The sequence below is a fragment of the Ensifer sp. GW821-FHT05G01 genome, assembly GCF_059419585.1.
In genome coordinates, this window is the sequence record NZ_JBWKSC010000007.1 from 85,909 (window position 1) to 106,090 (window position 20,182).

The 20,182-nt window shown below is 63.1% G+C and carries 19 protein-coding genes; 3 read left to right on the forward strand and 16 right to left on the reverse strand.

Features of this window, described 5'->3' with window-relative positions; translation table 11 throughout:
• Positions 1 to 33: 33 nt before the first annotated feature.
• The 5 genes from AC07UR_RS18065 to AC07UR_RS18085 all read right to left on the reverse strand — a co-directional run bounded on the left by AC07UR_RS18065 (position 34) and on the right by AC07UR_RS18085 (position 4,455).
• Positions 34 to 807, reverse strand: a complete 774-nt coding sequence (locus AC07UR_RS18065) for an SDR family NAD(P)-dependent oxidoreductase (protein ID WP_209788758.1) — start codon at positions 805 to 807, stop codon at positions 34 to 36.
• A 14-nt stretch (positions 808 to 821) separates the two neighbouring features.
• On the reverse strand, positions 822 to 1,571 hold the full coding sequence (locus tag AC07UR_RS18070) for an SDR family NAD(P)-dependent oxidoreductase (RefSeq protein ID WP_209788761.1): 750 nt from the start codon (positions 1,569 to 1,571) through the stop codon (positions 822 to 824).
• Positions 1,571 to 2,416, reverse strand: a complete 846-nt coding sequence (locus AC07UR_RS18075) for an ABC transporter permease (RefSeq protein ID WP_112806212.1) — start codon at positions 2,414 to 2,416, stop codon at positions 1,571 to 1,573. Before AC07UR_RS18075 ends, AC07UR_RS18070 begins: the two co-directional genes overlap by 1 nt.
• A 2-nt stretch (positions 2,417 to 2,418) precedes the next feature.
• Positions 2,419 to 3,309 carry an ABC transporter permease gene (locus AC07UR_RS18080; RefSeq protein ID WP_412728345.1) on the reverse strand — a complete coding sequence of 297 codons (891 nt, stop codon included), beginning with the start codon at positions 3,307 to 3,309 and terminating at the stop codon, positions 2,419 to 2,421.
• A 69-nt stretch (positions 3,310 to 3,378) separates the two neighbouring features.
• Positions 3,379 to 4,455: an ABC transporter ATP-binding protein gene (locus AC07UR_RS18085; protein ID WP_173421230.1), complete on the reverse strand. Its 1,077-nt coding sequence runs from the start codon at positions 4,453 to 4,455 to the stop codon at positions 3,379 to 3,381.
• A gap of 574 nt (positions 4,456 to 5,029) precedes the next feature.
• On the opposite strand from AC07UR_RS18085, the gene AC07UR_RS18090 reads away from it, so the two are divergent.
• Positions 5,030 to 6,040: a GntR family transcriptional regulator gene (locus AC07UR_RS18090; protein WP_209788764.1), complete on the forward strand. Its 1,011-nt coding sequence runs from the start codon at positions 5,030 to 5,032 to the stop codon at positions 6,038 to 6,040.
• A 101-nt stretch (positions 6,041 to 6,141) separates the two neighbouring features.
• On the opposite strand, the gene AC07UR_RS18095 is transcribed toward AC07UR_RS18090, so the two are convergent.
• The 5 genes from AC07UR_RS18095 to AC07UR_RS18115 are packed head-to-tail and all read right to left on the reverse strand — an operon-like array spanning position 6,142 to position 10,395.
• Complete coding sequence (locus tag AC07UR_RS18095; protein WP_173421232.1) at positions 6,142 to 7,113, reverse strand: 5-oxoprolinase subunit C family protein; 972 nt, start codon at positions 7,111 to 7,113, stop codon at positions 6,142 to 6,144.
• Complete coding sequence (locus AC07UR_RS18100; protein ID WP_209788775.1) at positions 7,103 to 7,978, reverse strand: 5-oxoprolinase subunit B family protein; 876 nt, start codon at positions 7,976 to 7,978, stop codon at positions 7,103 to 7,105. The genes AC07UR_RS18095 and AC07UR_RS18100 overlap by 11 nt, the downstream gene beginning before the upstream one ends.
• Positions 7,978 to 9,363, reverse strand: a complete 1,386-nt coding sequence (locus AC07UR_RS18105) for an acetyl-CoA carboxylase biotin carboxylase subunit (protein WP_209788777.1) — start codon at positions 9,361 to 9,363, stop codon at positions 7,978 to 7,980. Before AC07UR_RS18105 ends, AC07UR_RS18100 begins: the two co-directional genes overlap by 1 nt.
• Entirely contained in the window at positions 9,360 to 9,602 is a 243-nt protein-coding gene (locus AC07UR_RS18110; protein WP_173421235.1) for an acetyl-CoA carboxylase, read from the reverse strand. The genes AC07UR_RS18105 and AC07UR_RS18110 overlap by 4 nt, the downstream gene beginning before the upstream one ends.
• Before the next feature lie 16 nt (positions 9,603 to 9,618).
• Positions 9,619 to 10,395: a 5-oxoprolinase subunit PxpA gene (locus AC07UR_RS18115; RefSeq protein WP_209788779.1), complete on the reverse strand. Its 777-nt coding sequence runs from the start codon at positions 10,393 to 10,395 to the stop codon at positions 9,619 to 9,621.
• 287 nt (positions 10,396 to 10,682) lie between these two features.
• On the opposite strand from AC07UR_RS18115, the gene AC07UR_RS18120 reads away from it, so the two are divergent.
• Positions 10,683 to 11,609: a LysR family transcriptional regulator gene (locus AC07UR_RS18120; protein ID WP_209788782.1), complete on the forward strand. Its 927-nt coding sequence runs from the start codon at positions 10,683 to 10,685 to the stop codon at positions 11,607 to 11,609.
• 18 nt (positions 11,610 to 11,627) lie between these two features.
• Here AC07UR_RS18120 and proC read toward each other — a convergent pair whose 3' ends face one another.
• The 6 genes from proC to AC07UR_RS18150 are packed head-to-tail and all read right to left on the reverse strand — an operon-like array spanning position 11,628 to position 18,805.
• Entirely contained in the window at positions 11,628 to 12,446 is an 819-nt protein-coding gene (gene proC / locus AC07UR_RS18125) for a pyrroline-5-carboxylate reductase (protein ID WP_209788784.1), read from the reverse strand.
• A 46-nt stretch (positions 12,447 to 12,492) separates the two neighbouring features.
• Positions 12,493 to 14,025: an AMP-binding protein gene (locus AC07UR_RS18130; RefSeq protein ID WP_209788786.1), complete on the reverse strand. Its 1,533-nt coding sequence runs from the start codon at positions 14,023 to 14,025 to the stop codon at positions 12,493 to 12,495.
• Between the two features lie 21 nt (positions 14,026 to 14,046).
• Positions 14,047 to 15,813: an ABC transporter permease subunit gene (locus AC07UR_RS18135; RefSeq protein WP_209788788.1), complete on the reverse strand. Its 1,767-nt coding sequence runs from the start codon at positions 15,811 to 15,813 to the stop codon at positions 14,047 to 14,049.
• Entirely contained in the window at positions 15,810 to 16,889 is a 1,080-nt protein-coding gene (locus AC07UR_RS18140) for an ABC transporter ATP-binding protein (RefSeq protein ID WP_209788790.1), read from the reverse strand. Before AC07UR_RS18140 ends, AC07UR_RS18135 begins: the two co-directional genes overlap by 4 nt.
• An 11-nt stretch (positions 16,890 to 16,900) precedes the next feature.
• On the reverse strand, positions 16,901 to 17,977 hold the full coding sequence (locus AC07UR_RS18145) for a polyamine ABC transporter substrate-binding protein (protein ID WP_209788792.1): 1,077 nt from the start codon (positions 17,975 to 17,977) through the stop codon (positions 16,901 to 16,903).
• 57 nt (positions 17,978 to 18,034) lie between these two features.
• Complete coding sequence (locus tag AC07UR_RS18150) at positions 18,035 to 18,805, reverse strand: enoyl-CoA hydratase/isomerase family protein (RefSeq protein WP_209788795.1); 771 nt, start codon at positions 18,803 to 18,805, stop codon at positions 18,035 to 18,037.
• Between the two features lie 149 nt (positions 18,806 to 18,954).
• On the opposite strand from AC07UR_RS18150, the gene AC07UR_RS18155 reads away from it, so the two are divergent.
• Entirely contained in the window at positions 18,955 to 19,779 is an 825-nt protein-coding gene (locus AC07UR_RS18155; RefSeq protein WP_209788797.1) for an IclR family transcriptional regulator, read from the forward strand.
• Positions 19,780 to 20,182: the final 403 nt, after the last annotated feature.

The following is a 20,182-nucleotide window of genomic DNA, read 5'->3' on the forward strand; positions in this document are numbered from 1 at the left end:
GAACCCCTTGTTCTTTCGCCGCGCAGCGCGACGCTAGTAGCGCCCCACCAGGAGGCCCCCATCCACGACCAGCACCTGGCCGGTCATGTATCTCGCGCTGTCGGATGCGAGGAACGCGATGACATCGGCGATATCCTCCGGCGTTCCAAGCCGCTTCATCGGGATGAAGGCTGCAGCCGCCTCCGCGCCCTCAGGCCCAAGCGAGTTTTCCTTCGACAGCAGCTGCGCCGTGCGGATGTAGCCAGGCGCCACCCCGTTGACGCGAACCCCGTCGCTAGCAAGCTCGACCGCAAGCCCCCGCACCAGACCGATCACGCCGGACTTGGCGGCGGAATAATGCACATGCTCGTCCCAGCCATAGGCAACGCCCATGATCGAGGAGAGCGCGACGATGCTGCCCTCGCCGCGTTGGCGCATGCCGGGTGCGACGGCGCGCGCGAGGCGAAAGATGCCTTTCAAATCGATGTCGAAGGTCAGGTCCCACTTGTCGTCGGTGAGTGCGGCCAGCGGGGTGCGATGGGCAATGCCGGCATTGGCAACGACGACGTCGATGCGGCCGTGCCGCTTTTCCAGATCAGCGACCAGCGCGTCGGTCGCCGATGTCGAACGGACGTCGTAATAGGCAAATTCAGCGGAGCCACCAGCATCGACGATGGCCTCGACCGTGGCCGTGCCCTCACGCTCGAGAATGTCGGTGATGACCACATGATCGCCCTTGGCGGCAAAGGCTTTGGCGGCGGCCTGACCGATGCCGATGCCGGCACCGGTGACGATAACGATGCGGGACGTCTTGGGAGGATTTGGCATGTTCATCTTTCCTGTCAAAGCATTACGTCGCCGGAATTGGGCCCGAGCGTCTGGCCGACGAACAGGCTTGCCGACGGCGAAGCGAGGAACGAAACGGTCGCAGCGATTTCGTCCGGCTCGCCGAAACGCCCGAGCGGCAGCTGCGCCTTCTTGGCGTCCCGCCAATCCTGCGAAAGCCCCATGACAAGTGGCGTATTGATGGGGCCGGGCGCGACTGCATTCACCCGCACGCCGCGGCTCGACACCTCGCGTGCCAGCGCCTTGGTCATGCCGATGATCGCGGCCTTGGCAGACGAGTAGTGCACGAGCTCGACGCCGCCGATCTGGCCGAGCTGCGAGGCCATGTTGACGATCACGCCCTCGCCGCGGGCAAGCATTCCCGGCAGCACCGCCTTGGTCATCAGGAAGGTGCCGCGCACATGCACCGCAAACATCCGATCGAAATCGGCGACCTCGAGATTTTCGAACAGCGCCTGATGGGCGATGCCGGCATTGTTGACGAGCAGCGCCACGGGGCCATGGCGTTGGGCCGCCTTCTCGGCGGTCGCTGTGACGTCGGCTTCGCTGGACACGTCGCCCGATATTGCCGTTGCTACACCGCCGGCTGCCACAATCTCTCCGGCGACCGCCGCCGAGCTTTCAGGCGAGAGATCGTTGACAGCGACGGCATAACCATCAGTCGCCAGCCGCAGTGCGATGGCCCGGCCGATGCCGGAACCGGCACCGGTGACGATCGCTGAGCCGCGTGCGGAAGAGCCGGCCATCACGCCTCCTCCTGGATCGCGACCCGCTTGGCGCGGCGCACCGACAGCATCATCAGCGCTGCATAGGTGCCGAGCAGAGCGAAGGAAAACAGCGTCGTCAGCACGCCGAAGGCAAAGACGTTCGGATGCACTTCGACCGAGAAGGTGCCGTAGATCGCCAGCGGCAATGTCAGGTCGCGGCCCGAGGCAAAGAGCGTACGGGAAAACTCGTCATAGGAGAGCGTGAAGGCGAAGAGCATGGCGGAAAGCACGCCGGGGAAGATCAGCGGGAACGTCACCTTGCGGAAGGTGCGTGCCGGCGTGACGCCGAGCGACCAGGACGCTTCCTCCATGCTCGGATCGAAGCGGTTGAAGATCGCCAGCATCACCAGGAAGGCGAAGGGGAAGGTGTAGACCACGTGGAGAACAAAGGCGGTGCTCCACCAGTGACGGTCGATGCCGAGCGTGTTTGCGACGAGCGCCATGCCGAGACCTACCAGAACGCCCGGCACCATCATGCCGAGAACGATGAGGTAGAAGACCACGCCCGAGCCGCGGAACTTGCGGCGGAACGCCTGCGCCGCCGTGACGCCCAGCACCGTCGAGACGATCATGGTCATCACCGCGAGACCCAATGAGCGGACCAGCGCCTGCTCGATCGGCAGCGGCGCGATGCGCGACGGCGGCGTCAGGCCGAAGAGATGCTTGTACCAGTAGGTCGACCATTCGATGATCGGGAACTGCGGCCCGCCTTCCGGTCCCGTCTGGAAGGACAGGATGGCAAGCACGACGAGCGGGCCATAGAGGAACACGAGGAAGAGCGCGGTATAGGCGCCAAGGCCGGTTTTGATGCCGCTGGCATTCATGATCAGAGCTCCTTCCTGAGATCGACGACCCTGAGCAGGGCGGCCACGACCGCGCCCATCAGGATGGTGAGCACGACGCCGGCGACCGCCGCGAAGGCCCATTTCAGCGAACCGACCTGGGTGACGATGATGTTCCCGAGCAGGTTGACCTTGCGGCCCGAAAGCGCGGCTGAGGTCGCGAACTCACCGAGAACCATGACCGAGACGAAGATCGCCCCGACGACCACGCCCGGCATCGACAGCGGCAGGATGATCGTGCGGAAGATCCGCCAGAAGCCGGCGCCGAGATCCTGAGCGGCCTCGATGATCGAGGTGTCGATGCGGCCGAGCATGAAGGCGATCGGCCCGACCATGAAGACGCAGTAGATCTGGGTCATGCCAATGATCACCGACAGTTCGGAGAACAACAGCACCTCGATCGGCGCATCGGTGATGCCGAGGTTCATCAGGATCATGTTGATCGCACCCTCCTTGCCGAGCATAGGCCGCCAGGCGAGAACGCGGATCAGGAACGACGTCCAGAAGGGGATGACGCACAGGACCAGAAGCACCGTCTGCAGCGCCTTGTTCTTGACGAACAGCCCGACGAAAAGGGCGGCGGGATAGCCGACCAGCACGGTGGCGACGAGCACGATCAGCCAGATGCGCACCGTGGTCCAGAGCGCACCGAGATAGGTGTCGCTGGTGAAGAAGGTGACCCAGCTTTTCAGCGTCAGCGTCGGCTCGATGGTAAAGGTCGTCTGCGTCCAGAAGGACACATAGACCATCATCAGCATCGGCAGGACGAGGAAGAGGCTCATCCAGATGACGCCGGGTGCCAGCAGCCAAAGCGCCTTTCCCGGTGATTTCTTCTCGACGACGGGTTCGGTTTCCGTCTGCTCCGCAACGGCCATCATGCTCATCTCTCATTCTCCGGGCGGGAACGGTGCGGCGCCATGGCGCCGGATTTTGCGAAAACGATCTCAGGCATAAACAAGGGCGTCCTCCCGCTTCCAGACGAGCGCGTAGCGGCCCTGTTCGGCATAGGTTTCGGGCGCTGCGTGGCTGAGGTGGCTTTCGACTTCGAAAACCCGGCCGTCATCGAGCGCGAAGAAGGAATTGACCGCGGCGCCGGAGTATTCGCTGGCGACGAAATTGGCCTCGATCCTGATCTCGTCCTCGGCGATGGCGGCTTCGCGTGGCCGCACCGAAACCCGGTCGTAGCGGATGGCGTAGGCCGGTGATGCCGCCCGCGTCGGTGCGGCTGACCCGAGCCCAAACCGGCCGACGCCGCCGACGAAGGCACCGCCTTCGATCCGTCCCTGAAAGAGGTTGTAGCAGTTGAGAAAGCGGGCAACGGCCGGAGACGCGGGCCTGTTGTAGACCGTGTCGGAATCGGCCGACTGGGCGATGCGGCCGCTTTCGAGCACAAGGACGGTATCGCCCATGGCCAGAGCCTCGGCCTCGCTGCCGGTGACATGCAGGAAGGTGACGCCGCAACGCTCGCGGATCGCCCTCAACTCCGCCCGCATCCGGGCGCGCAGATTGGCATCGAGTGCGCCGAGCGGCTCGTCGAGAAGCACCATGCGCGGCTCGGTGACCAGCGTGCGCGCGAGCGCGACGCGCTGTCGCTGGCCGCCGGATATCTGCGTGACCGCCCGGCCCTCAAGACCGGAAAGGCCGACGAGGCTGATGATGTCGCGCACCCTGGCGTCGACGACACGCCGGTCGGTGACCGGATCGACATCCCTGTTTTCCAGGCCGAAGGCAATGTTCTGCGCGACGGACAGATGCGGGAAGAGCGCGAAGTTCTGGAAGACGAAACCGATGCCGCGCTGGTGCGGCGCCACTGTGTCGATGCGCTTGCCGTCAAACAGGATCGCGCCGCCATCCGGATGCTCGAAACCGGCAATGACCCTCAAGAGCGTCGTCTTGCCGGATCCGCTCGGCCCGAGAAGCGAGATATAGGCATCGCCTGGCAAGGCGAGATCGATGCCGCTGAGCGCGCGCATGTCGCCGTAGGTTTTGGTGATGTTCTTGAGCTGAAGGACCGTCGACATTGGTTTCCTGCCAGTTTGCCGCCGTAACGCCCGCCCCCAAAGCTTCGCCGTCGCCGGAGCCGATGCGGCATCCGAACGGACATGCGATTGCGTTCGCGCATGGTCACATGCGCGTCGGGGATGAAGGTCCTTTGCGGTTCAAAAGATAAGTTCCACCTGCACGCTTCTTCTGAGCGCTTGCATGTCACGAACAATGACATGAATGATTTTTGTATGCAATAGACTTTTATTCGTCTTTTATCTCGAAGTGAAATGCGCCATCATCCCGACACGCAATCGCAGACGCCGACCTCGGCCGGAAAATGCGCCATACAATCAGATATACCGTGCAATCTGGAGTTCCTAACCGCTCCAGCGCACCATATAGACGCAACTGACAGGGCAGCAACGGCACTCACATTCGCCTGAACAGCGGTCACGCGTTATGTGTTCATTGCCAGACATGATAGGCAATCGCACATTTAATTTGCCATCCAGTATGCAAAATGCATTTATTTTCAGCTGTCACATCCCCAGGCAAGTGGCGTAAAGAAAGAGGACGAAATTGCCAGCCAAACGGAAGACGCCCGATCGCATGAGCGAGCCACGCCTCGGCCAGAATACCCAGCGCCGCTACGAAATTGCCGAGGACGTTCTGCGCAGCAATATCGCCGACGGCATCCTGCCGGCCGGCCTCGTTCTGCTCGAGGGGCCGATTGCGGAGATCCTGCAGATCTCGCGCGCGCCGGTTCAGCGCGCGCTCTTGCAATTGGAAAGCGATGGGCTCGTTCACCGTTTCAAGGGGCGCGGTTATCTCGTCGGGCCGCCGGGCCGGGCGATCGAGCCCAACCGCACCGACATCAAGTCGCTCGGACTCACCATCCCGCAACACGCCGACGAGGCGCTGCAGAGCCGCTCGTCCTGGGAGCGCATCTACACGGAAATCGAGAACGACGTCGCCGGCTGCGTCATCTTCGGCCAGTACCGCATCATCGAAAACGAACTGGCCAACCACTTCAACGTTAGCCGCACCGTCGTGCGCGACGTGCTGACGCGGCTGCGCGAGCGCGGGCTGGTGCGCAAGAACCAAAGCTCGCACTGGATCGCCGGCCCGCTGACGGCCCAGACCGTCAAGGACCATTTCATGCTGCGCCGTCTGCTCGAACCGCAGGCGCTTGCCCTTGCCGCCAGCCATATCGACAGGGATCGGCTTGCCGTCCTGTTTAGCCGGCTTAGCGAACTCGACCGTTCGCAACCGACCGACGCCTGGCAGAACCTCGAAGACATCCGCACGCAGTTTACCGAGTGCTGCGTGCTGGCCATGCCGAACGAGCGCCTGCGCGAACTGATCCGCAACAACCTTCTGCCGGTTGCCGCGACGGAACGGCTGCTGCGGCAGCTCGGTCTTCCGGGAGACCCGGCGGTGATTGCGGAGATCCGGCTGATCGTCGAACTGATGACGCGCGGTGCGACCGCAGCGGCCGCGGCGATGCTGGAGAACCACATAGACGCCTCGATGAACCGGACGATCGCGCAGATGAAGATCGTCGCGATCATTCCAGGCCCAAGCGTCACCGCCGCCTATCTGACGCGCGTCGTCGAATAGGCGAACGCGTTCGGTAGCGTTGCCGGCGTATCCGGGCGCGGCTACCGATTGTCCCTTCCGATGCCCGCGCTCCATCTTCCCCTCCGCTTCCTGTGGCCTCGTCAGCGCAGCGACGTGCGCAGGGCTTCCAGCCGGTCGTTTTCCTCTGCCCGCGCCGCCAATGCCTCATCCATCGTCACCTCGACAAAGCGGGTTGGCGTATGCGGCTGCATCTGCCCGATCAGGTCCATGTCGGCGGAGATCACCGTTCCGAGCATGAAGTAGCCGCCGCCCGACACCGCATCGCGATGCAGGATGATCGGCTCGGTTCCGCCGGGCACCTGGATGGAGCCATAGGGATAGCAGCTGTCGACAATGTTGGACGGGTCGGAGCCAGCGCCGAACGGCTGCTCGCGGTCGACAAAGGAAAGCTTGGTGCCACCGCGGAAGCGGTAGCCCATGCGGTCGGCCTCCGGCGCCACCTTCCATTCGTCGGCAAAGAAGCTCCGCTTGGCCTCGTCGGAAAGGCGATCCCAGTAGAGACCGGGCAGGACGCGAAGCGCCACGGGGGCTGCGGGCAGGCGGCGCAACGGCTCAGCCACCGAGCGACCTTCACCCGACCCATTGGCTGCACCAACCGGCAGTTCGTCGCCCGCCGCAAGCGGCCGGCCCTTGTAGCCACCGAGCGCACCGATCGGGTAGGTCGATCGGCTGCCAAGCGCCAGCGGCACGTCGATGCCGCCGGCAACGGCGATGTAAATGCGGGCGCCGGATTTGAGGAAATCGAAGGTCAGCGTCTGCCCGGCGCGAACGGCAAAGGCCGTCCATCCCGGTTGCTCGACGCCGTCGACCTTGACCGGCATGTCGGCACCGGTCACGGCAACGGTAGCGTCCTCGGTAAATTCGAGCTTGGGGCCGAGGAACACCGCCTCAAGACCCGCGGCTCCCTCGTCGTTTCCGACCAGCAGATTGGCGGCGCGCATCGCGTAGCGATCCATCGCGCCCCCGAGCGGAATGCCGAGGTGGAAGTAGCCCGGACGGCCAAGGTCCTGGACGGTGGTCGCAAGACCGTGATGCAGCACCTTAATGGCCATTGATCATGCCCTCCAGCCGGGTGTTGTAGCCAGTGATATCCTTCTGGAATTCGCGCAGGTCGAAGCTGACCTCGCGCACAGGCGGGCTGAAGCGCCCCTTGTCGACATCCTCGACCGCCTGGTCATAGGCGTCCCGGTCGATCGGCTTGAACTTGACGATATCGCCTGGGCGGAAGAACACCATGAAATCACGAAGATAGCTGGTGGTTTGCGTCGGGTCGAAGATCGGCATCGGCGTGATGCCGAACATCTGGTAGCCACCGGCACCGCGCACCGAATAGATGCAGCCGAAGCAGCCGCCATGACCAACGGTCAGCCTCGGCGTGTCGGTGCGGGGCCGCAGGTACTTCGGCACCTGGATCTGCCGTTGCCTTTCGACCATCTGGTACATGAACGGCAGGCCGGCAACAAAGCCGACCATCGACACGAACCAGGGCGAGCCGGAATGGGCAGCGACGAAATCGTCGACATCACCGTAGCCGTTGATCCTCGTCGCATAGTCGAGATCGGTTCCCGACGGCTCCTGATGGCGCTCGCGAAAACGCATCAGCGTCTCATGCGTCCAGGGGTCGTTGTAGAAAACGGGAATTTCGACGATGCGGGTGCGGATGACCGGCTCGGCCCGCTCGGCAGCCCCCTCGATGGCACGCACTTCCTTCAGCACATCATCCGGCTTGATCTGATCCGGGTCGAACTTGATCTGAAACGACGCATTCGCGGGGCAGATCTCGGTGATGCCCTTGATGGCGCTCTCCTTGACGCCGTTGGCCATCGAGAGGCTCTTGAAGAAGGCTTCCAACGACATCTCGTCGCTGCACTCGACGAACAGGTGCTCGTCGCCTCCGAACGTATATCGTGTCGGCATCACGCGACCTCCGCGGCACGGCCGCCATCGGCGGCAAATTCAGTTTCAAGCCATGTCTCGAGAAAGCGGGTATGAAAGGCGCCCGTAGCGATCTGTGCGTCAGCGGCCAGTGCGCGATGCAACGGGATCGTCGTCGGCACGCCTTCGATCTTCAGTTGTGCCAGCGCCTGCGAAAGCCGAGCCAGGCAGGCGCTGCGGTCATCGCCCCAGACGATCAATTTGCCGAGCAGGGAATCGTAGAATGGCGGGATCACATAGCCCTCGTAGAGCATGGTATCGAAACGAATACCCTCGCCCTCGGGCACATCGAGCCTCTCGATCTTGCCCGGCGCCGGCATGAAACCGCGTCTCGGATCCTCGGCATTGATCCGGCACTCGATGGCGTGGCCCTTGACGGCGATGTCGGCTTGACGGATCGACAACGGCGCGCCGGCGGCAATGCGGAACATCTCCTCGACCAGATCGATGCCCGTGATCATCTCGGTGACCGGATGCTCCACCTGGATGCGGGTGTTGACCTCGATGAAGTAAAATTCGCGGGTCTCGTCGTCATAGAGATACTCGACCGTGCCTGCCCCGCGGTAGCCGACGGAGCGCGCCAGCGCGACGGCACTGTCGCAGAGCTCCTTGCGCACAACGGACGGAAGCAGGAAGGACGGCGCCTCTTCCCAGACCTTCTGCCGGCGGCGCTGCAGCGAGCATTCGCGCTCATAGCAATGCACGACATCCGTACCGTCGCCGAGGATCTGCACCTCGACGTGGCGGGCGCGGGTGATGACCTTTTCCAGATAGAGGCCGCCATCTCCAAAGGATGCCAGCGCTTCGGCGGACGCCTGCGGAAACTGCGTTTCGAGTTCGGCCGGATCGTTGACGATACGGATACCGCGGCCACCGCCGCCGGCTGCCGCCTTGATCATCACAGGAAAGCCGGTGCGCTCCGTTACGGCAAGCGCTTCCGTCAGGCTGGAGATCCGGCCATCGCTGCCCGGAACCGTCGGCACGCCGGCCTTCTCGGCAACAGTGCGTGCAGCGACCTTGTCGCCCAGCAGGCGGATGGCATCACCTGAAGGTCCAATGAAGATGAGGCCGGCGGCAACCACGGCATCGGCGAAATCACCGTTCTCCGACAGGAAACCGTAGCCTGGATGAACCGCATCGACATCGGCGCGTTTGGCCGCCGCAATCACCGCTTCTATGTTGAGATAGGATTTCTTCGGCGCGGGCGGCCCGATCTCGATCGCCTCGTCGGCGAGCTTGACGGCCAGCATGTCGGCGTCGGCGGCACTATAGACCTGAACCGTGCGGATACCGAGCGCCTTGGCGGCGCGGATGATGCGGACGGCGATTTCGCCGCGATTGGCAACGAGAACCGAGCGCAGTTTCATTGTTCGACCTCGGCGATCACCTGGCCGGCCATGACAGGCTCTTCATTGTCGACGAGGAACCGGATGCTGCCGCCGGCCACGCCGGCTTGGATTTCCTGAAAGGTCTTCATGACTTCGATCAGGCCAATGGCGTCGCTGGAGGAAACGGCATCGCCATCCGTCTTGAACGGCGGAACATCCGGAGCAGGCGAGCGATAGAAGGTTCCTGGAAGGGGCGATCGGATTTCGTGCTTGCTCATGGTTGCCTCCGCTATGTTATCTGGTTTTGACCTGAGAGACGGGAGCGATGCGAATGCCTTCGGCACTCAGCCCCTCCCGCATGAGGCGCACGATATCGAGCGCGCCCAGCGTATCGGAATGAAAACAGATGGATTCGAACGGGACCTCTACATCGGCGCCCGTGACGGTGCGCACCCGCCCTTCCCGGCAGGCGCGAACGACCTTGCGGGCGATCGCCGCAGCATCCGGCCGGCCGGCATCGCGGGTAAAGACGATCGAGCCGCTGTCGTCATAATCGCGGTCGGCATAGAACTCGCGGATGACGGGCTGGCCGACCTCCTGTGCCGCCAGTTCCGTCGCCGATCCCGCCATGCAGAAGACGAAGGCGTTCGGCGCGACGGTGCGCATATATTGCATGAAGATCTGCGAGAGCTCGCGGTTTATCGCCATCTCCATATAGAGCGCCCCATGCGGCTTCACATGCTGCAGCGGTGCCCCGTGACGACGGGCGAATTCGCGGATCGCGCCGACCTGATAGACGATGTCGTTGACGAGTTCGCGTGGCGTGCCGGCAATCTTGCGGCGACCAAACCCCTGCAGATCGCGATAGCCCGGATGGGCGCCGATGCCGACGCCATGTTCGGCGGCAAGCCGAACCGTCTCATCCATCAGGTTGGGATCGCCGGCATGGAAACCGGCCGCGATGTTGGCGGAGCTGATCAGCGGCATCAGCGTCGCATCGTCCGTATCGCCGATGCGCCAGCGGCCGAATGCTTCTCCCATGTCGCAATTGATGTCGACGACGTCGAGCAATGCCTCATCCCTCTGTTACAGGTCGCTCTCCTGGAGATTGCTCTCCCGGCAACCCTGACCTCTGGAGAAACGCTAGGGTGAAACGAAGCATTTGAAAAATTCTATTTTCATATGCCGATTATCTGAATTTCAGAATTCGCAGTTGCAAAAAGCGCCTGCAAAAATTAGCGTCTTTAGAGAGGTTTAGGCGAAGATGCCTGAAGGACGATCAGCCGATTGCGCAAAAGTGCGGCAGACTTTCTGATTTTTTCAGCCGCATTATAAAATAATCAGATGGGAAATGCGGGATGTCGATCAGCCTTCGTCAGCTTCGTTACTTCGTCGCAACCGCCGAACTTGGCCAGATATCGCAGGCGGCGATCGATCTTTCGATCTCCCAATCCGCAGTCACCACGGCCATCAAGGAGCTGGAGCGCATCGTCGGCGCCAACCTGTTCTTGCGCACGCCGAGCGGCATGGACCTGACGATGGCAGGGCGGGAGTTCCTCTCTCACGCCTACGAGATCCTCAAGAAGGTGGACGAGGCGACGCATCTCAACGTCGTCAGCAGCGCCGTCGAGGGCACGCTGGCAATCGCCGCCACCTATACCGTCATCGGCTACTTCCTGCCGCAGCATATCGAGCGGCTGCGGCGCCTGTTTCCAAAACTCGAACTGCAGCTGTTCGAACTCAAGCGGGAATCGATCGAGGAAGGCCTGCTGACAAACCGTTACGACATGGCCGTGCTCCTGACGTCCAACATCCTCAACCCGGCGCTGACGACCGAAAAGCTGATGAGTTCGACGCGCCGGCTCTGGGTGCCGGCCCAGCATCCGCTGCTTCAACGCGACAGCGTGGGTTTTCGCGAGATCGCCGAGGAGCCCTACATCATGCTGACGGTCGACGAGGCAGCGCACTCGTCGCTGAAATACTGGAGCGCCTCGACCTACCAGCCGCGCGTCAATCTCCGGACCTCGTCGGTCGAGGCGGTCCGTTCGCTGGTCGCCAATGGCCAGGGCGTGACCATTTTGTCCGACATGGTTCATCGCCCCTGGTCGCTCGAAGGCCGGCGCATCGAGACGATCACCGTGCGCGATCCGGTGCCTGCCATGGATGTCGGCCTTGCCTGGCGGCGCGGGGCGGAATTCACGCCGCCGATGCAGGCGCTGCGGTCCTATTTCCAGCAGACCTTTCATATTCCCGGTGTGCGCGACGCGTCGTTTACGACGCCCTGACACATCTCCGGCCGGCGATCAGGCGACCGCAAGGTCCAGCGCCCGGCGATGTGCAGCGGCGACCGCCCGCGTCATCAATTCAGACAGACCTGGCTCGGCCGTCAGGACCTGGAGCGCTGCAGCCGTAGTGCCGTTCGGGCTGGTCACCTGATGGCGCAACTCTGCCGGCGAAAAGCCGCTGGTGCCGGCAAGAGCAGCAGCACCCTCGACCGTCTGCTTTGCCAAGGCGAGAGCAGTCTCCGCCGATAGACCAACGGCAACGCCCGCCTCTGTCAGGCACTCGATGAAATGGAAGAGGTAGGCCGGCCCCGACCCCGAAATCGCCGTCGCCGCATCGACGAGTTTTTCTTCCGCCAGCCAATGAACGGCGCCGACGGCCGCGAGCAGGTTATTCACATAGGCCATTTGGCCGTCGTCGGTATGGGCGTTGGCAAAGGCGGCGATCACCCCCAGCCCGATCGAAGCCGGCATATTGGGCATGGCGCGGATGATCGCTGTTTCGCCAAGCGTCGCCTCGAAGGTCGATATCGGCACGCCGGCGGCAATGCTGACAAAAGCAGCCTTTCCGCCGAACCGGCGGTAAGCGCAGAGCATCGAACGAACGACCTGCGGCTTGACGGCAATGATGACGGCGCGGGGCCGCAACGCCTGTGGTAGCTCGGCCGCATCGGCATGGACGGTGGCACCCACAGCCGCCGCGCGGCTGCGAAGTGCCTGCGCAGGCTCGATCACGTGAATTCGACCGGCGGGAATACCCGCACGCCCGACCCAGCCTTCGAGCAGCGCAAACCCCATGTTGCCGCATCCGACCAGCACGATCTCGTCAGATTGATCCATCCCGTCGCCTCCCTTCGTTCACCGTCTTCGTCCAAAAACCTCGACCCTACTGCCGCGCCAGCCGATCCCAACAGTTGTCGAGACCAGCAGGCAACCGGTGCTTCATGATGCGCTGGCTTGGCGTGCGCTCGAACTCCTCGACGACGGCGATGTAGCGCGGGTTCTGGTAGGGCGCGAGCCGATGGGCGAGCCATCCCGACAGGTCGATCGGATCGATGGCGCTGCCCGGTTTCGGCTTGACGAAGAGCTTGATATCCTGCTCGCCGACATCGGCGGCAACGCCGATCATGGCGCAGTCTTCCACTGCCGGATAGGCGGCGGCGACATGCTCCACTTCCCAGGCAGAAACGTTCTCGCCCTTGCAACGGACGCTATCTGTGAGCCGGCCATGGAACCAGAGATTGCCATCGGAATCGAAGGAGCCGGAATCGCCGGTATGAAGCGCGCCGTTGCGAAGAGTCTTTTCGGTTGCTTCCGGATTGCGCAGATAACCCTTGAACAGCGCGCCCGGAAGCGAGGTCCGCACGACGATCTCTCCTTTGTCGCCCGTCGGCACCGGCGCGCCCTTGTCGTCGAGGATATCGACCGAAAACCAGGGCATCGGCTGGCCGACGGCGCCGACGACGCCGGTGGCGTTGCAGGTGGTGATGCTGGAGGCTTCGGTCATGCCGTAGCACTCGCGCATCTCGACGCCAAAGCGCTCCTTGAACAGCGGCCAGACCTCCTTCGGGCAGCCGCCGCCCCAGGCGATCCGCACCGGATGCTCGCGGTCGCGTACGCTTTCCGGCTGCTTCAAAAGGATCTGCAGGATGCCGCCGAGATAGTGGATGTGGGTGGCGCCATAGCTGCGCACCTGGTCCCAGAAACGGCTGGCACTGAACCTGTCGACCATGGCAAGCGACAGGTCCTCGATGATCGGCAGCACGATCAGCTGCGCACCGCCGATATGATAGAGCGGCTCCCAGACGAAGAAGACATCGCCGGGGCCGGCGACCGACAGCGTGCGCACCGCCTCGCCGGCAAGCCGGATCATGCCGTGGGTCACCAGCACGCCCTTCGGCCGGCCGGTGGTGCCTGAGGTATACATGATCGCAAACAGATCGTCGGCGGCAGGCGGCGCCTCCTCGAAGGCGGCACCCGACGACAGGATCGTCTCGAGCGACGCCGCACCCGCCTGTTCGCCCGCGAGAATGAGCCCGGCCGCAGGCAGCGCGGCACCACTTTCGGCGATCGTTTCGGCAAGCTCGGCGTCACAGATGACGACGCCCGGTTCGCAATGTTCGAGGATATAACGCAGGCCCTCGCCGCGCAGCTGCGCGTTGACCGGCACCCAGACGACGCCGGCCTTGGCAAGGCCGAACAGGACGGCCAGCGACAGGCGCGAATTGCGCATCATGACAGCGGCGCGGTCACCGGATTTCAGGCCGCGTTGACGCAACTCGGCGGCAAGGGCTGCCGACATGGCATCGAGGGTGGCAAAAGTGATCGGCTCGCCGTTGAAACGGGCGAACACCTGTTCCGGTTTGCGGGCAGCCTTGGTCGTGAAGCTTCCGAGGAAGCCTTCGAGAGAAACGGTCATGGGAGGATCTCGGATGGTGTGTCACGTGGAGCGGCGGAGTTTTTCCGCCGCCAGGAGAAGTGTCGTCACGACGATGAAGACGACGACGGAAACGGCCGCGAGCGTCGGGTTGAGCTGGAGGATCATGTCGTCCCACATCTGCTTCGGCAGTGTCGTCTTGACGCCGCCGCTGACGAAGATCGCCACGGTCAGCTCGTCGAACGAGGTGATGAAGGCAAACAGGAACGCTGCCGTCAGACCGCTCTTGATCAGCGGCACGGTGACGAAGCGCAGGGCCTGAACCCGGTTTGCCCCGAGCGTGGCCGCCGCCTGGTCGAGCCGCCAGTCATAGCTCTTCAGCACCGCCGCGATGGCGACGAAGGCAAAGGGCAACGCCAGCACCGTGTGGCCGATGACGAGACCAAGATCGGTGGCGACGAGACCCATCTGGGCGAAGAGGTAGAACAGGCCGACGGCGATAACGATGCGCGGCACGATCATCGGTGCCAGGAAGAAGGCGAAGATGATGCCCCGCCAGCGCGAGCGCGAACGGGCAAGCGCGAGCGCCGCAAAGCCGCCGATCACCGTTGCAACGATGGCGGTCGCGAAGGCAACGCCGAAGGAGCGAATGGTGGCCGCCACCCAGAGGTCCGAGGTGAAGTAGGTCCGGAACCATTCGAGACCAAATCCCGGCGGCGGGAACTCGAGGAACTGTGAGCTGGTAAAAGCGATCGGCAGGACGACGAGCGTCGGCAGCATCAGGAAGGCGAACATCATGAGGCTGTAGATGCCGAGCATTCGGCTCGAAACCGCAGCCCCCAGCAGGCGGTGGCTGCCGGCCGCGATGGCGCTGCTGACGGTTGCGACGCGATCGAGGATCGCCAAACCGAGGGCACGCAGGAAACCAGTCTTGCCAGCCTTTCCATCAGAGGGTTCGCCCGAGAGGCTGGAGAGACCGAAGACCCGGTCGTAGAGCCAGCAGGTCACCAATGCTGCGACCAGCATCATGGCGGCGAGCGCGCCCGCAAAGGCCCAGTTCAGGATCTCCTGGACCTGCACGATGATCAGCTGCGCCAGCATCGTCTGCTGGCGGCCGCCCAGCAGGGCCGGAACGATGAAGAAGCCGAGCGAGGAGATGAAGGTGAGCAGGCCGGCAGCCGCAGCACCCGGAAGCGAGAGCGGGAAATAAACGAGCCAGAAGCCCTTAGCCGGCGTCGCGCCCAGCGTTCCCGATGCCTGCGTCAGCCGGCGATCGATGCCGGTCATCACAGGCAACATCGTGAGGATGGCAAGCGGGACCATGGCATGGACCATGCCGATCATCACGCCGATTTCATTGTGCAGCAGTTCGAGCGGCTGGCTGAGCAGACCCGATCCAAGACCGATCTGGTTGATGACGCCGGTGCGCCCAAGCACGATGACCCAGGCGAAGCTCTTGACGAGATAACTTGTCCAGAACGGCACCATGACGAGAAGGATCATCGTCCCGCGCGTTCGGTCGGGCAGGCGCGACAGCCAGTAGGCCAAGGGATAGCCGAGCAACAAAGAGAAGAGCGTCGTCAGCCCGGCGATGCGGAACGTGATCAGGAGGACGCGGAAGTAAACGTCGGTCTCGAAGATCCTTGCATAGTGGCTGGCGGTCATCGCACCGGTGTCGGCGTCTTCGAGGCTGAGGCCCATGAGCCTTGCAACGGGGACGAGGAAGAAGATCAGCAGGAAGGCGATACCCGGCACCGCCAGCCAAAGCGGGCCGAAGCGGAAGCGGCTGGAACGCGCGGCGCGCGCTGGGGTCATGGCGGCGGCGGTCATGGCGTCACCAGCACGGCCGCTTCCGGCGCCCAGCTGAGCATGATGGTTTCGCCGATGCTTGGTAACGGCTTGCCGGGAAGAACACGAACCGTCACCAGTTCACCGGCCGAAATGTCGACGAGCAGGCGGGTTTCCGAGCCGGCATAGACGACTTCGGCCACGCGGCCGCTGATTTCGTTTGCCCCGGTCGAGCCGAGTTCGAGATGCTCCGGCCGCACCACCAGCGCCATCTCGGCATTGTTGGAAAGGCCGGTACCATCGATCCGGAAGCGGCCACTTTCGGTCGAAAGATGGGCGGCACCACCGGAGCCGATCTCGACGCGGCCGCGGAAGATGTTGGAGATGCCGATGAAATCGGCAGCAAAGGCAGTGCGTGGCCGGGCGTAGATTTCCTGCGGCGGGCCGATCTGCTCGACCATGGCGTGGTTCATCAGGCAGATGCGGTCCGACAGCGCCAGGGCCTCCTCCTGATCGTGCGTCACATAGATGATCGTGGCGCCGGTCTGCCGGTGCAGCCGCTTGATTTCAAACTGCATGTGTTCGCGCAGCTTCTTGTCCAGCGCGCCCAGCGGCTCGTCCATCAGGATGATCGATGGCTGGTAGACGAAACAGCGGGCAAGCGCCACGCGCTGCTGCTGTCCGCCCGAAAGCTCGCGCGGGAACCGCCCGGCCAGATGGCCGAGCTGAACCATGTCCAGAGCGCCCTTGACCTGTTTGTCGATCTCGGCCGTGCTCTTGCCGCGCATCTTCAGGGGAAAGCCGATATTCTCGGCCACCGTCAGATGCGGAAACAGGGCGTAGTGCTGGAACACCAGGCCGATGTCGCGCTTGTGCACCGGCGTGTCGGTCTCGTTGCTGCCGTCGATGAACAGGCGGCCCTCCGTCGGCAAGACCAGCCCGCTGATCATCTGCAGCAAAGTGGTCTTGCCGGAGCCCGAAGGCCCGAGAAGCGTCAGGAACTCGCCGGTCTGGACTGCGACGTGCGTGGGTTTCAGAGCGATGGTGGCACCGTAGCTCTTGGCCAGTCCGTCGACGAGAAGTTTGGGGCGAGTGGCTTGTTCGGGCTTCGCGAGCATCTAATTTCCCCTTAACCCAGGATCCAGGCGTTGAAGCGCTCGGTCATTTCGGAGCGGTTGGCGCTCCACCAGTCTTCGCGCGCGATGGTCATGACCTTGAGATTGGCCTCGGAGGTCGGAAGCGCCGCGGCGCGTTCTGCCGGGATGTGTTCATAGGCCTTGAGGTTGGTCGGTCCGTAGGCGAGGAATTCAGTAAAGAGCGCCTGCTGCTTCGGATCGGCACAGAACCGGACGAACTGCCGGGCCATATCCGCGCGCGGCGAGCCCTTGGGAATGCCCCATCCCTCAATCGAGTAAAGCCCCTGGTTCCAGCCGATCTTGACCGGCGCACCGCCGTCGATGACCGCCTGTGCGCGGGCGTTCCAGAGCGCGATCAGGTCGACTTCGCCGCTCTGGATCAGCTGGCTCGACTGTGCACCACCGGTCCACCAGACATCGACATGCGGCTTGATCTTCTCAAGGCTGGCATAGGCGCGCTCGATGTCGAGGGGGTAGAGTTCGGCAAGCGGCACGCCGTCGGCAAGTAGCGCTTGCTCCAGGGTATCGATCGGGTTCTTGCGCAGGGCGCGACGGCCCGGGAATTTTTCGACGTTCCAGAAATCGGCCCAGGAGCTCGGACCATTGGCGGCGTCGAAGCGATCGGTGCGGTAGGCCATGATCGTGGAATAGACGTCGACGCCGAGCCACAGTTCGGTGAGCGCGTCGGGCATCAGCCCGGGCACGTCGGCAGCCGGCAGGTTGATCGGTTCGAGCAGGTCGCGCTTTTCCAGAATGTCGCGGGCAGACAGCGTCAGCGTGCAGACGTCCCAGCTGTAGGATTGCGTCTCGACCATCGCGCGGAACTGCGCGGTCGGTTCGGCATCGCGGGCGACATTGATGACCTTGATGCCGGTCGCCTTTTCGAAGGGATCATAGAAGGCCTTGCGGTATCCCGGGCTATAAGGACCGCCGGGATCGGCAACGGTCAGTGCTTCGGCGGCGAAGGCGTGCCGCGTGAAGATGGCTGGCGCGGCCAGGGCAACGCCCAGGCCTCCGCCGATTTTCAGCAGGTTGCGACGATCAATCAGAATGCGTTTGTCGTTGGTCATTGTTCTACCCTCTTATCTTGGATTGCGCGCCGCCTCCCATAAGCGGCCTGGCCTTTGTCAGGCCTTGCTTGCCGCACGCCGTGCGAGAAACTGTTCCATCATCCGCGCCGGTTCGCCGGAAGCGTAGGCTTCGCGCTGGATACGGGCGCCGGCTTCGAGGCAGTCGCGGAAACCAGCCTCTGTCATCTCCCTGAAGCGCTGTTTGTCAAGCCGCATGGCGACCGGCGGCTTGGCGGCGAGTTCATGCGCCAGCGACAGCGCTTCGTCCATGACACGTTCCTGCGGCACGATGCGGTTGATGATGCCGATGGCCTGGCATTCATTCGCCTCCATAAGACGCCCGCTGAGGGTCAGGTCGATGGTGCGGGACAAGCCGATCATCTCGCGCATCATCCACGGGCCCGTGGTGCTGGCGATACCGGAATTGATTTCCGGCTGACCCATGCGAACGCCCGGATGGGCGATGCGGAAATCGCACAGAAGTGCCACCTGGAATGCCGAGCCGGCGGCAACGCCATTGAGCGCTGCAATCAGCGGCTTCGACAGCGAGCGCATCGCATCATAGAGCCGCTCCCATTCACCCACCCATTCCTGACCGCGGGCGCCATCGAACGTACGGGTCTCGTTCAGGTCCTGGCCGGCGCTGAAGGCGCGATCGCCGGCACCGGTGAGGATGATGGCGCGGACCGACTCGTCTTCTTCGAAGGCCTTGAAGGCAGCAATCAGCTGCTGGCGCATCGGGCTGTGCCAGGCATTGAGGATTTCGGGGCGGTTCAGCGTGATGACGCCGACTTCGCCGCGCCGTTCAGTCAGGATGAAGCGGTCCATGATTTTCTCCGTTGCAATGAAACAACTATTGCAATGCGATAATTGTTATGTCATAGTGTGATTATGTTTATTTTAGCTGTCAAGCGCCTTTTCCTGGGCTTGGCGATTCTGTTATCGATATGTGGGAAACGGCAGGGACCGGGGGATTGATGGCGCGCAAGGCGAACAAGGCTGCGACAGACGAAAACGAAACGTCGGGAGAAGACCGCGATCCCTTGCTGGTTCAGTCGGTCGAGAAGGCCTTCAGGGTCTTAAGAGCCTTTGATGGTCGCCGCCCGAACCTCAGCCTGTCACAGATCGCCGAGGAAACCGGGCTCGACATGAGCGCTGCCCAACGCTTCACCCACACGCTCGCAAAGCTCGGCTATCTCGGCAAGAACCCCGACACAAAGCGCTTTGAGCTGACAGTGAAGGCTCTTGATTTCGGCTACCACTACACCCGCGCCAGCGGCTTCGTCGAACGCGGCATGCCCTATCTTCTGCACCTGAGCAAAGCGACAGAAGAAACCGTCAACCTCACCGTGCTTGACGATACCGACATCGTCTTCGTGTCGCGCTTCATGAGCCGGCACGTGCTCAACAACGACGTCATCACCGGCACGCGGCTGCCGGCCTATTGCACGGCGCCGGGCATCGCCATCCTCTCCGGCCTGCCAGAAACCGTAGCCCATGCAATTCTCGAAAAATCGGATCTCTACCCGTTTACGCCCCATACGACCTGGGACATCGACGCGCTGAAGGCAAAGCTGAAACAATCGGCGACCCAGGGCTACGCCACGGCCTTCGAGGAATACTTTCACGGCGACCTGTCGATCGCCGCCCCGGTGCTGGATGCCAACGGCACGCCCTACGGCGCGATCAACATCGCGGTATCACGCAGCCGCTACACGCCGGAAGAAACCGAAGAACGCTTCGCCCCGCTGGTGACCGCCGCCGCGCGTTCGATATCACTTGTCGGCGGCGCCCGCAGATAGGTGTTCAGCCTCGCGCCAACGGCTTAAGTGATGCTCTGCGCCTCACACCGGATGATTTGTTCCAACCCGCGGGCGCCCGGTCCGGCGCCGTCAGGATCGAGATAGACGAGATACATCGTCCACAACGCTCCGCTCCTTCCTTGACTGGCAAGGGCTTGAGCTGGCCTGCGGCCAGTTCCTCGCGGATCCAGTCCCCGGGATACCAGGCAAAGCGCATGCGGGCCGCCCGGATGGAGGTCGATTTGTGGCTGCCCCGACAACCGCTGCTCGGTCGCGATCCAGACGCTATGGCGCACCCGCTGCGGCCCGCGGTCGCGAATGACGAGATGGCGGTATCCCTTCGACGACGTCGTCGACGCACCCTTCCTTCAATCTCACCTTCATGGCTCGAACATCGGATCCC